Origin of the sequence: Mesorhizobium sp. LjNodule214 (assembly GCF_964252735.1) — a bacterium.
Classification (GTDB): domain Bacteria; phylum Pseudomonadota; class Alphaproteobacteria; order Rhizobiales; family Rhizobiaceae; genus Mesorhizobium.
In genome coordinates, this window is record NZ_CAXUPE020000001.1 from 1,994,982 (window position 1) to 2,007,335 (window position 12,354).

The 12,354-nt window shown below is 62.1% G+C and carries 10 protein-coding genes; 4 read left to right on the forward strand and 6 right to left on the reverse strand.

The window, feature by feature from the left end; genetic code table 11:
- Nucleotides 1-83: 83 nt before the first annotated feature.
- The 6 genes from ACSQ3Z_RS09475 to ACSQ3Z_RS09500 form a co-directional block, all read right to left on the reverse strand.
- Nucleotides 84-1,223 (reverse strand): ABC transporter substrate-binding protein, encoded by a 1,140-nt coding sequence (locus ACSQ3Z_RS09475; protein WP_436171024.1) that lies wholly within the window; start codon nucleotides 1,221-1,223, stop codon nucleotides 84-86.
- Between the two features lie 159 nt (nucleotides 1,224-1,382).
- The gene (locus tag ACSQ3Z_RS09480; RefSeq protein WP_436171025.1) at nucleotides 1,383-2,468 is read right to left on the reverse strand and encodes an ABC transporter ATP-binding protein; all 1,086 of its coding nucleotides are present in this window, start codon (nucleotides 2,466-2,468) and stop codon (nucleotides 1,383-1,385) included.
- Nucleotides 2,465-3,268, reverse strand: coding sequence for an ABC transporter permease (locus ACSQ3Z_RS09485; RefSeq protein WP_436171026.1), 804 nt, complete (start codon nucleotides 3,266-3,268; stop codon nucleotides 2,465-2,467). Before ACSQ3Z_RS09485 ends, ACSQ3Z_RS09480 begins: the two co-directional genes overlap by 4 nt.
- Nucleotides 3,269-3,270: 2 nt before the next feature.
- Nucleotides 3,271-4,149 (reverse strand): ABC transporter permease, encoded by an 879-nt coding sequence (locus ACSQ3Z_RS09490; RefSeq protein ID WP_436171027.1) that lies wholly within the window; start codon nucleotides 4,147-4,149, stop codon nucleotides 3,271-3,273.
- A 267-nt stretch (nucleotides 4,150-4,416) separates the two neighbouring features.
- Entirely contained in the window at nucleotides 4,417-5,373 is a 957-nt protein-coding gene (locus ACSQ3Z_RS09495) for a sugar phosphate isomerase/epimerase family protein (RefSeq protein ID WP_436171028.1), read from the reverse strand.
- A 41-nt stretch (nucleotides 5,374-5,414) separates the two neighbouring features.
- On the reverse strand, nucleotides 5,415-6,239 hold the full coding sequence (locus ACSQ3Z_RS09500; protein ID WP_436171029.1) for a helix-turn-helix domain-containing protein: 825 nt from the start codon (nucleotides 6,237-6,239) through the stop codon (nucleotides 5,415-5,417).
- Nucleotides 6,240-6,412: 173 nt separating this feature from the next.
- Here ACSQ3Z_RS09500 and ACSQ3Z_RS09505 point away from each other — a divergent pair, with 173 nt between their 5' ends.
- From ACSQ3Z_RS09505 to ACSQ3Z_RS09520, 4 genes are all read left to right on the forward strand, one after another.
- Nucleotides 6,413-8,215, forward strand: a complete 1,803-nt coding sequence (locus tag ACSQ3Z_RS09505; protein WP_436171030.1) for a thiamine pyrophosphate-binding protein — start codon at nucleotides 6,413-6,415, stop codon at nucleotides 8,213-8,215.
- A 91-nt stretch (nucleotides 8,216-8,306) separates the two neighbouring features.
- Complete coding sequence (gene hisD / locus ACSQ3Z_RS09510; protein WP_436171031.1) at nucleotides 8,307-9,617, forward strand: histidinol dehydrogenase; 1,311 nt, start codon at nucleotides 8,307-8,309, stop codon at nucleotides 9,615-9,617.
- A 34-nt stretch (nucleotides 9,618-9,651) separates the two neighbouring features.
- Nucleotides 9,652-11,160 carry a GMC oxidoreductase gene (locus ACSQ3Z_RS09515; RefSeq protein ID WP_436171032.1) on the forward strand — a complete coding sequence of 503 codons (1,509 nt, stop codon included), beginning with the start codon at nucleotides 9,652-9,654 and terminating at the stop codon, nucleotides 11,158-11,160.
- A gap of 23 nt (nucleotides 11,161-11,183) precedes the next feature.
- The gene (locus tag ACSQ3Z_RS09520; protein ID WP_436171033.1) at nucleotides 11,184-12,350 is read left to right on the forward strand and encodes a Gfo/Idh/MocA family protein; all 1,167 of its coding nucleotides are present in this window, start codon (nucleotides 11,184-11,186) and stop codon (nucleotides 12,348-12,350) included.
- The last annotated feature ends 4 nt before the right edge of the window (nucleotides 12,351-12,354 follow it).

Consider the following 12,354-nt stretch of genomic DNA (forward strand, 5'->3'; position numbering starts at 1 on the left):
GGCGGCAGCCGCACACGCACGGCTGCCGCCTCGCAGAGCAGCGCTGGGAGGATGCGCCCCTCTGGTTGGATGTGTCAGAGGCGTCAGCCCGCCTTGAATTCGTTCCAGGCGGCGACCCAGTCGGCGTACGTCGCATATTGGTTCGACTGGAGCGGCGGAATGCCGAGAAGCGGCGCGGCCTTGAAGATGCCTTCGACATCGGAATAGTCGAACAGTGCCTTGGTCTCGGGCGGCAGCAGGTTGACAGCCTTCGATGAGACGACACCGGCTGCATTGCGGGTGACGACCTTGGCCTGAACCTCCGGTGAAATCGCTTGGTTGAAGAACTCATAGGCAGCGTCTTCGTTGTCGGCTCCAGGCGGCATGAACCAGGCGTCGCACCAGGTCGCGGCGCCTTCCTTGGGGATGGTATAGATCGTCTCGACATTCTGCTTGGCGGTCTCGGTCGGGATGCCGGTCCAGCCGGCGAAGCAGGCAGCGACCTCGCCGGACACCATCAGCGACACCACGTCGCCATAGGTTAGGCTGATGGTGCGGGCCTGATCGCGATAGAGCTTCAGATGCTCGAAGGTCTTGGCCATCTCGTCCTTGGTGAGGTTCGGAAATGTCGTGAAACCCGCCAGCACCGCCGCGACGGGCCAGGTAACCAGCGTGTCGTCGACCAGCACGATCTTGCCCTTCAGTTCCGGCTTCAGGAGATCCTCGTAGGAGGTCGGTTTTTCCATCATCTTTGGATTGTAGACGATAGTGTTCAGGCCCCAGGCGTAGGGTACGCCGTGCAGTTCGCCGTTCCGGAACCAGGTCGGCTTGTCGTAGAAGACGTCGAAAAGGTTGTCGGCGCTGTAGTTCGGCAGCTTGGACTTGTCGAGCGGCTTGGTGATCTTCAGCACATCGAGATAAAGGTCGGCATAGCCCTGGTTGTATTCGGCAGCGTCGAAAGGCGGTGGGTTCGGCACGCTGAACTTCGTGGTTACGTCGTCCTGGTTGCCCATGGCCGAGACCTCGACGTTAAGATTGTTCTTGGAAATCCAGTCGGCAAGCTCGTCGGTCAGCTCCCAGCCTTCCCAGGCCATGATCTGTAGATCGCCTGAGGCGGCATGCGCCAGATTGGGAATGAAAGGCGCGAGCATCGCGCCGCCGGCTAGCGCCGTTGCGCCGCCAAGGAATGATCGGCGGCTTGTTGCGAATTGCATGACTTCGTCGGTGGACCAGATTTTTCTCATTGTCGAATTCCCCTTTTGAGATCCGTTAAGAGCTTGATTGTGTTGGCTGTGCTCGCGAGAAACAATTTCGCATGGTGCCGAATGCCGGCGCTTCATGGCGCGTTGTGTGCGTCAGTGTGCGAAAGCCCTCGTCGGAGATGCACAAGTTCTGGCGCCGCATCAGGTGTGCGGGAGCATGACGACGCTGGCCGAGTCCCAGTAGACGCGGGTACGGTCGCCAATCGACGGTAACGCAAGGCGACCGTTGCGCTGCACCTGGATGCGGACCGGGGACTGGTCGTCGAGACGCACGGTGTAGAACGAGCGGCTGCCGATGAAGACGACATCCACGACTGTGCCTTCGGCCGATTGAGCTGCCGTCTCACCGCCCTGGAAACTCAAGGATTCCGGGCGAATGGAGACAGTAATGCGTTCCGATACGTGGCGATCCGCGGTCTCGGCGCCGAGGAAGGGGATACCGGCAGGCGTGACCGCGGTGGTGCCAATGCCGTTGACTGCGCTGACGGTCGCATCGAACAGGTTTGTCTCGCCGAGGAATTTCGCGGCAAACAGCGATTTCGGCTTGGCATACATGTCCTCGGGCCGGTCGATCTGCACGATGCGGCCCTTTTCCATCAGGACGACGCGGTCCGACAGGATCATCGCCTCGTCCTGATCATGGGTGACATAGACGAAGGTGGCTCCTGTCTCGGTGTGGATGCGCTTCATCTCGGCCAGCATGTGCTGGCGGATCTTGAGGTCGAGCGCCGCCAGCGGTTCGTCCAGCAGGAGCACCTTGGGGCCGTTGACCAGGGCACGCGCCAGCGCCACGCGCTGGCTCTGGCCGCCGCTGATCTCGTCGATGTAGCGGTTGGCGAAATTGTCGAGCTGCACGATGTGCAGCATCCGGCTGACCCTCTCCTTGACCTCGGCCTTGGGCATGCCCTTGACCTTCAGGCCAAAAGCGACGTTTTCGAAGACGTCGAGATGAGGAAAGAGCGCATAACGCTGGAAAACCATGTTCACGGGGCGGCGTTCCGGCGGCGTACCGGCGCAATCGCTGCCGTCGATGCCGATGGTGCCCGAGGTCAGCGTTTCGAAGCCGGCGATCAAGCGCATCAGCGTGGTCTTGCCGCAACCGGAAGGTCCGAGCAGCGTCAGGATCTCGCCTTGGCGGATCGAGATATTAATGTCGGTCAACGCAGTAAAATTGCCGAAGACTTTCTTGCCATCGCGGATTTCGATGATCGTCTTGGGATTGGTCATGGCAAAGGTTCCAACTGTTCGAGGCGGCCGGCGATCGCAGAGCGCCGGCGCGCCTGACCGATCACCCAGGACGCAACCAGGATTGCGATCGAGAAGAAGAGGGCGAGTGTCGAGATGGCGTTGACGAGTGGCGTCACCGTGCGGCGCATCATCGACCAGATGTACATGGGCAGGGTCGTTTCCGTGCCGGCGACGAAGGAGGTGACCACGAACTCATCGAAAGACACGGCAAAAGCCAGGATCGAGGACGCGATCAGGGTCGGCGCGATCAACGGCAGGGTAACGCGGGCAAAGGTCTGCAACTGCGAGGCGCCGAGGTCACGCGCGGCCTCCTCCAGCGAGGGGTCAAACAGCGCCAGTCGCGCCTTCATCGCCACGATCAGGATCGGGATCGCGATGACGACATGGGCGATCACGATCGTGGCGGTCGAGAGCTGGGTGCCCGACTGCGCGAAGAGTACGAGCAGGGAGACGCCGACGAACAGGCCCGGCAGCGCGATCGGCGTCACGGTCAGCGCCTCGATCATGCCGCGGCCGGCGCGGCCGAAGCGCAGCCAGGCCAGCGACGCCGTGGCGCCAAGCAGTAGGGTCACCAGCGCCGTGAGGAGGGCGATCGTCAGGCTCTTGATGACCGCAGAAGCCAGTTGCGCATTGCCGAACAGCTCCTCGTACCAACGCAGCGAAAATCCGGCAAAGGGGAAGGACAGCGCTGGCGAAGCGTGGAACGAGAACAGCACGATGATCAACAGCGGGGCGAGCAGGAAGGCCAGGATGGTCCAGACGATGATCCGCAACAGCACAGTCAGATCTCCCGTTCGGTTTTCGCTCGCCGCTTGACGATCAGGCCCGTGGCGCGGCCAAGCACCGTGATGACGACGTAGAGGATGATCGAGACACCGAACATCAGGAAAGCCTGCGCCGCGCCGAGCGGCCAGTTGCCGGTCTTGCGGAACTGGTCGGCGATTAGGAGGCCTGTGGTTTGTCCCGACGAGCCCCCCAGCATCTGCGGCGTCACATAGTCGCCAGCAACAAGGATGAAGGTCAGCATGAAGGCGCCGACCAGGCCGTTGGCCGCGTTGGGCGCAATGACCTTGAAGAATGCGCCAATCGACGACGTACCCAGGTCACGCGCCGCATCGACCAGGTCGCGCTTGATCTCGCTCAGCGAGGACACGACCAGCAGGATGCAGAACGGCAGGTAGATATGAACCAGCGTGATCGTCACCGCGAAGGGGCTGAACAGGAAAGCCGAGACCGGGTGATCGATGACACCGAGCTGCAGGAGTACGGTGTTGAGCACGCCACTCGTGCCAAGCAGCGTGCGCCAGGCGTAGATGCGCACCAGATAGCTCGAGAACCAGGTGATAAGGATGAGATAGAGGATCGTCTGCGAACGGCTGACATAAACCAGGTAGTAGCTGACCGGGATCGACAGGATCAGCGTGATCGCGGCGGTGAAGAGGCCGATGCGGATGGCGTTGAAGGTGACCTTCCAGAAGACCGGCGAGGCCAGCGAGCCAAGATAGTTCTGGAACTGAAAGTCCGGCACGATCCTGTAGGACGCAGACGACCAGAAACTATAGGCGAACAGGATCAGGCTCGGCACGACGAAGAAGACGAGCATGTAGAGTATCGCTGGCGTGGCCAGCAACGCTCCCGTCCTCGTGCGTGAAAGGCTCATTCGCAGCACTCCCGCAAAGCTTCGTCCATCGCCCGCCCGTTCAAGCCAGCTCTGTCCGCTGCTGTCCGCGCCGATCAACGGCGCCTTCGTGGTTCCCGTCGGCAGGTCGTCAGATCGATCGACCCGTCGCCTGCTCTTGCCAGGTGATAGTCCGCAGTTTCGGGCCGGTTAACAATTTCGCACGACAGGGTTTCATGAAGCGATGTTGCGCACGATGCGCGAAGTATCGCTTCCAAATCGAGCATCAGCGCTGGGACAGAGAAGCCGTCAGACGTTCACGTCGGCCGCATCGAGAGCGGCAGCGATCGACGTCGCGGATTTAGCCGCGACCTCTTGGGTCGACATGGCCACCAGCATCGGGGAAAAGACCTCCGGTCCGACCTGGTTCAGGCCGCCGCCTTGGGCCAGGATCCGGATGATCTCCGCGTTGGGAAAGTCGCCGTCCCCGGGAAATAGCCTGTTGTAGCAGTCATCCTTGATGGAGACCCCGGCAGGAAGGTCGAGCGGTCCGTCATTCAGCTGCAAGCAGTGGATCATGCTGCCGGGAAGCTGGCGAAGGGTGTCGAGCTTCGAGCGGCTCCGCACGAAATGCCAGACATCGAAAACCAGACCGGAATTCGGCTGGTCCGCGGCGCTGACGATTTGCCAGGCCATGTCCAGCGTCGGCACGCCCCAAAGCGGAATGAATTCAAGATCGCAGGTGACTCCGTGCGCCGCGGCGCGACGGCAGATAGCGACGTAATGCTGGGTGATCTCGTCGATCGACATGGCATTCAACGGGAACGTGGCATTCAGACTCATATGCGTGCAACCCAGTCCATCGGTCAGCCGAAAGAAGGCGTCCGGCGTCGTGTCGACAGTGCGGATATAGGCTTCGTCCATGTTGTCGGGACGCCAGATGCGCGGCCAGGTGTTGAGCGGATCGAGCCGGGTGATCGAGACGCCCTGGTCGGTCGCGCGGGACTTCATCTCGGCAAAACTCATGCCGCCTTCCAGCAGGCGCTCGACGTCCAGGGGCATCAGCGAAAGTTCGCCGAATCCGGCCAACCGCGTAGCGCGCAGTTTTTCCTCGAAGGGCAAATGCGCCACGTTGGAAAACGGCATCATGGTCGAGTTGACGGTGCCTACCAAGATCGCACTCCTTCTGACCGGACGTTCGGCACTCTGCCGGACCCGCGCCAATTGACACGGCTGCGCACGCTTCGGCAATTTCGTGGCGAACATATTGGCGAGTGTGTTTGACGCTTTGGCCGCGTCGGATTGCGTCAGCCGAGCTGGATCATTTCGGAGCCGTCGCCGAGGAATTGCAAGGCCTCGCGCGGGATTGAGGGGTCGCCGCGGTCGAGCACAGTCAGTGCCTCGAGGTGCTCGCGCTTGAGCAGCCCGGGTCCCCGGTAGTGCAGCGCCACCTTGGTCGAATAAGGCTGGCGGAACATGGTGGCCGCGATGCCTGTGGCAATGCCGAACATGAATTTCGATGAGCTGCGCTTGACCGGCGCATAGACGCCGAAGGTCAGCTCGTTCCGCTGAATGCCTTCGAAGTCGGCGGTGAAAAGTCGGCCGGCCACCGGAAAGACGAAGCCGTAATATTTGAAAACATATTCCGTCTTCGTCGGATCGTCGTAGCTCGGAAACCGCTCGATGTAGTAGTGCTGCAGGAACTGGTTGTTCTTGTAGATGCAGAACGCCGAGCGCAGGACGAACCCCTTGTAGATCGACGAGTACTGGTAGCGGTCCCAGACGCCAAGGACCTCTTTTTGGTCGCCGCTCGATTCGACGATCATCGCCTCGACGAACTTGTTGAGCTCGGGCGAGCGGCGCACATTTTCCATCGCGTGGAAAAAATTTCCCTCCACGAGGGTGCGGAACTCGTCCGGCTGCGAAAACAGGATCGGTACGCTCAGGCCGAAGTAATTGGCGATCAGCCGCAGGTTCTGTGGTGAGGGCATGTGCAGCCCGGAAAGATATTTGTTGAATTGCTGACGATTCAGATTGATCTTCCGGCAGACGGCGGAGATCGAGCCGTGACGCTCGCAGAGCAGGCGCAGGTTGGCCGAGAAGTGGGCCACCTGGTTTTCGTCGTGTTCCATCGAACTCGCCCACTTTAAGTCACATGTCGCATATGTTGCGTCATGTCGCGTCAATATTCAAGTGTCTGCGAAATTGTGCGTCAATGACAATTTCCTGAAACTCTGCCTCGATCCTGCCGCCGGGCCCCCGAGCCCATCGACCCGCCGGCCACGCGAAAACTGAGGTGGAACCCATGAATTTGACGGGCGGACAAATCGTAGCACGAGCGCTGAAGGAGTACGGCGTCGAGTATGTCGCCGGCGTCCCCGGCCACGGCATCTGGTCCTTGTTCGACGCATTTCTCGAGTCCGGCTCGCAGATCCCGTTCATCCAGGTCATGCACGAGCAGAGCGCCGTGCACATGGCCGACGGCTATTTCCGGGCTTCGGGCAAGCCGATGGCGTGCTCGACCTCGATCGGCCCGGGCGCGACCAACACAATCATCGGCTTGGCTACCTGCTACACCGACTCCATTCCGGCCTTCTACGTTTCCGGCGGTCCGGCGACGCATATGAAGGGTCATGGCGTCATGCAGGAGCTGGAGCGCCAGCAGGAGAACGCGTTCCCGCGTATCACCGAGCAGGTGACAAAGCGCGTGTACAAGGCGGGCCGCGTCGACGAACTGCCCTTCATCATGCACCGTGCCTTCAACACAATGCTGTCGGGCCGTCCCGGGCCGGTGCATGTGGAAGTGCCGATGGACCTTCAGACCGAAGCGGCCAACGTCACCATCCATCCACTCGCTTCGCGCATGGCGATCGGTGTCGCCTATCCCGATCCCGCCGCCGTCGAGAGGGCGGCGGCGTTGCTGCTGTCAGCCGAGCGACCGGTAATCATCGCGGGCGGCGGCGCAATCAGCGCCAATGCCTCGGAGGCGTTGCTTGCGCTGGCCGAGAAGGTTGGGGCGGCCGTTTCCTCTACCTGGAATGGCAAGGGCGCCTTCCCCGAGGATCATCCGCTGTCGATCGGCGCCATCGGCCAGACCGGTACCGCCTGCGGCAATCAGATCACTGCCAGCGCCGATGTCGTCATGTCGGTCGGCTGCCGCTTCACGGACTGGTCGGCGTCGAGCTATCGCAAGGGCGCGTCCTTCTCCATCCCGCCCGGCAAGCTCATCCATATCGATCTCGACCATCATGAGATCGGCAAGAATTATCCGACCGAAGTCGGCATCGTCGCCGACGCCCGCGCCACGCTCGAGGCGATGCTGGCATTGATCTCGGACCAGCAGTCGAGCCGCGCGCTCGGCCGGCGTGACCGCTTCCATGCCGATGTCCGCAAGGCCAAGGCCGAATGGGAGGTGATGCTGGCGCCGCGCCGCGACTCGAACGAAAGCCCCTTCACGTCGCAGCGGCCGCTCGGCGCGCTGCGCAAGGTGATGGACCGCTCGGGCATTGTCGTGGCCGGGTCGGGCAACACGCAGGGCGCAGTCAAGCAGACGTTCCCGGTCTATGAACCGCGAACGCACCTCACTTCGGGTTCATTCTCCCCGATGGGATGGGCGGTACCGGCAGCACTCGGCGCAAAGCTCGCGCAGCCCGACCGCCAAGTGGTTGCAGTGGTCGGCGACGGCGATTTCATGATGTCTCTGCCGGAGATGGGCACGGCTGTGATGAACGACATCCCGGCCGTGTTCCTGGTCCAGAACAACCGCGGTTACATGTCGATCCGTGGCGGCCAGCGCAAGTTCATGGGGCGCCATGTCGGCAGCGAGTTCAACCACCACAAGGGCAATGGCGAGCCCTACACCGCCAACATCGCTGAAGTGGCCAGGAACTTCGGCATGGAAGCCTGGAAGGTCGAGGACTCGGCCGATCTGGAAAAGACGCTGAAGGCGGCGCTCGATTGCGGTGCGCCAGCTCTGGTCGAGGTGACCACCTCACGCGATGCGGCCGGGCCGTTCGTCACCGGCTGGTGGGATTTCCCGTCGCCCGCCTACTACGAAAAGGAGCAGGCGGAATACGCCGCCGGCCGCGAACTTGAACAGCATATGTGAGTCCGGAGAGCGGCTGCCTTTCTAAAAGGCGCCGCTCCGGCTTCGCCCTCGAATGAGGGGCGACAAAAACGCCTCGGCAAAAGGTCCAGACATGATCAGACAGCTGAAATCGTCGAAAGCTGCCACCGGATTTGCGCAGGATGCCAAGCTGACGGCGACTGTGGAGGCGCTGCTGGCGGATGTCGCAGCGCGCGGCGATGCGGCGGTACGGGAACTGTCGACCAGGTTCGACGGGCTTGACCGTTCGTCCTACAGGCTGACCGACGCCGAAATTCAGGCGTGCGTTGACAGCCTCACGGTTCAGGAGCGCGATGACATCGGCTTCGCGCAGGAACAGGTGCGAAACTTCGCACAGGCACAGCGCGATTCCCTGCTAGACATCGAAGTCGAGACACTGCCCGGCGTGATCCTTGGCCACCGGCACATCCCGGTCGAGAATGTCGGCTGCTACGTACCTGGCGGGCAGTACCCGCTCCTGGCCTCCGCACACATGTCGGTTTTGACGGCGAAGGTCGCCGGTTGCGACCGCGTTATCACCTGTGCGCCGCCTTTCAAGGGCCGCCCGGCGCCGCTGATCGTCGCCGCGCAGCATCTTGCCGGCGCCGACGAGATCTACTGCATGGGCGGTGTCCAGGCGATTGGCGCAATGGCCTATGGCACCGCGACCATCAAGCCGGTCGACATGCTGGCCGGACCGGGCAACGCCTATGTTGCGGAGGCCAAGCGCCTCCTGTTCGGCCAGGTAGGCATCGACCTTTTCGCCGGGCCGACTGAAACACTGGTCATCGCCGACGACACGGCAGACGGTGAATTGTGCGCCACCGATCTGCTCGGCCAGGCCGAACACGGCGTGAATTCGCCGGCGGTGCTTTTGACCAATTCCGAAAAGCTTGCCCGTGACACGATGCGCGAGATCGAGCGGCTGCTGAAGATCCTGCCGACCGCAGCCATTGCCGGCAAGGCCTGGGAAGACTGCGGTGAGGTGATCGTCTGCGACACGCTGGAAGAGATGGTGGAAGAGGCCGACCGCATGGCTTCCGAGCATGTCCAGGTGATGACCGCAGATCCCGATTACTTCCTCGCCAACATGACCAATTACGGCGCGCTGTTCCTCGGCCATCGCACGACCGTGGCCTATGGCGACAAGGTGATCGGCACCAATCACACGCTGCCGACCAAGACGGCGGCGCGTTATACAGGCGGCCTCTGGGTCGGCAAGTTCCTGAAGACCTGCACGCATCAGAGGATCGTCACTGACGAGGCTTCGGCGATGATTGGCGAGCGCTGCTCCAGGCTTTGCATCATGGAAGGCTTCGCCGGCCATGCCGAGCAGGCAAATGTGCGGGTACGCCGCTTCGCGCGCAAGAATGTCGGCTATGGGCAGGCGGTCGAGGCAGCATGACCAACATGCGGCGGGCATCGACGAGGCATGCGCAGTGACAAAGCTTTCCGCCGACATCGTCATCATCGGATCGGGCATCGGTGGCGCGACGGCTGCGTCCGTGCTTGCCGACACGGGAGCGCGGATCCTCATCCTCGAACGCGGCGAGCAGCTTCAGGATACGCCCGAGACGCGCGACGAGCGCGCAATCTTCCAGCGCAAGCATTTCCGCACCAAGGAATCCTGGCTCGACGGCTCGCGGATGCCGTTCAGCCCCGGCAATTTCTACAATGTCGGCGGCAATTCGAAATTCTACGGCGCGATCATGTTGCGCAACCGCGCGGAGGATTTCGCCCCGCAGCAGCACATGGAGGGCTCGACGCCGGGCTGGCCGTTTTCCTATGACGAGATCGAGCCGTGGTATGGCCGGGCCGAGCGGCTGTTTTGCGTACGCGGCGAACTGGGCGACGATCCGACGGAACCGCCGCATTCGACCGGCTACGATTTTCCGGCCGTTCCGGACGAGCCCTCGATCGGCAAGGTCCGCCAGCGGCTGAAGAGGATCGGCATTCATACAAGTTCGCTGCCGATCGCGATCGATCATGTCGCGTGGCTGAAGCGCGCATCGACGCCATGGGATGCCTTTCCCGACACCTTCACCGGGAAGATCGACGCCGAGACCGGTCCGCTCGCAGCGGCACTCGCCCACGACAATGTCGAACTCTTGACCGGCGCGGACGTGCTGCGCCTCGACACGGACGCCTCGGGCAAGACGATCAAGCAAGCAATGATCCGTTACAAGGGGCAGGACGTGCCGGTGCGCGGCAAACGCTTCATCCTGGCCGCAGGCGCGGTCAATTCCGCAGCGCTCCTGCTGCGCTCGGCGAACGGGCAGCATCCGAACGGTCTCGCCAACGGCTCCGACCAGGTCGGTCGCAACTTCATGAACCACAACTGCAGCGCGATGATCACGCTCGATCCTCGCTTGCGCAACACCGCGGTCCATTCCAAGACCTTCGGCTTCAACGACTTCTATCTGCACGATTCCAAGACCGGTTTTCCGCTCGGCAATGTGCAACTGCTCGGCAAGATATCGGGACCGATCTTCAAGGCCAGCATGCCCAGCGTGCCGGAGTTCGTCACGGGGCTGATCGCCCGCTATTCCTTCGACTGGTACGTCATGAGCGAGGACCTGCCCAATCCGGAAAGCCGGGTGATGGTTGACGGGTCGGCGATCGTGCTCGACTGGCAGCGCTCCAACATGCTCGGTCACAGGGCGCTGGTTGAACGAGTGCGTGGCGTGTTCAAGGCGGCCGGATTTCCGATCGTGCTGTCGCGCGCTTTCGATCGTCGTACGCCGTCGCATCAGTGCGGCACAGCCAAGTTGGGCGCTGATGGCGCGACCTCGGTCGTCGACACCCATTGCCGATCGCATGACGTCGAGAACCTTTACATCATGGACGCAAGCGTGCTGCCGACCTCGGCCGCGGTGAATCCGGCGCTGACCATCGCCGCCGTGACACTGCGCGCTGCGTCAAAGCTGCGTGCTGAGCTGGTCCAGTAATTCGAGCGGACAGGAGAGGACCAATGAGCAGATCCGTGAAAGTAGCCGTTCTGGGCGCCTGCGGCTGGATGGGCAAGGTCCACACCATGTCCTATCAGAACATACCGTTCATCTTTGGCTCGGACAAAGGCACGGCTGAAGTCGCCTGGCTGATCGACGGAAGTGCTCAGGCGCTGGAGAAGGCGGGCAAGCTGGTCCCGAATGCCAAGCTGTCGACCGACTGGCGCGCAGCGGTGGCCGATCCGTCAGTTGAGTTGGTCGATATCTGCCTTCCCGATAGTCTGCACCACGAGGTCGCCAAGGCGGCGCTCCTCGCCGGCAAGCATGTCTATTGCGAAAAGCCGCTTGCCAACACGGCGGCCGAGGCGCGCGAGCTCGCCGACATCGCGGCCGAGAAGGGCCTCATCACGCGTGTCGGCCACGCGTTCCCGCGCAACCCGATCCACGACGTTGCCAAGGACATCATCGATTCGGGCGAGATCGGTGACATCAAGCTGTTCAGGGCGTGCCAGCATGTCGATGTGCTGGGCGATCCGAACGCACCCTTCATGTGGCGTGCGGACGGCAAGCTCGCGCCGACGGGCATCGTCGGCGATACCGGCAGCCACGTCTTTTCGTTCATGGAGCGGCTGGTGGGACGGGTGTCCGAACTGATCGCCGATTGCGCGATCGTCACGCACAAGCGCCCCGTCGTCACCGGGTTCAACTATGGCAGTGGCGCTGAGCTAACCGGTAACGAGGAAATGGCCGAAGTGACCAACACCGACGCCACGAACCTGCTCTGCCGTTTCAAGAACGGCGCAATGGGCATCGTCGATTTCAGCCGTGTCGCGACCGGCCGCAAGTTCAAGCAGACCTATGAGATCTACGGCACGAGGGGCAGCATCGCCTACGACTATGACGAGGTAAACCGCCTGCGCTTCTATACCAATGACGACCGCATCGGCCGCAGGGGTTTTCGCGAGATCGACGTCGGGCCGGAGAACACCACTTATGCCGCGTTCCTCCCCATCGCGAACTTCGCGCTCGGCTACAATGAATCCAAGCAGATCGAGATCGCCGAGGTGGTGCGCTCCATCGTGACCGGCGAGCAAATGTGGCCAACCTTCGAGAGCGGCCACCATATCACCCAGATCGTTGACGCCTGCCTCGATTCCTCGCGGCTTCGCCAATGGGTCTCGATCACCTGACTGG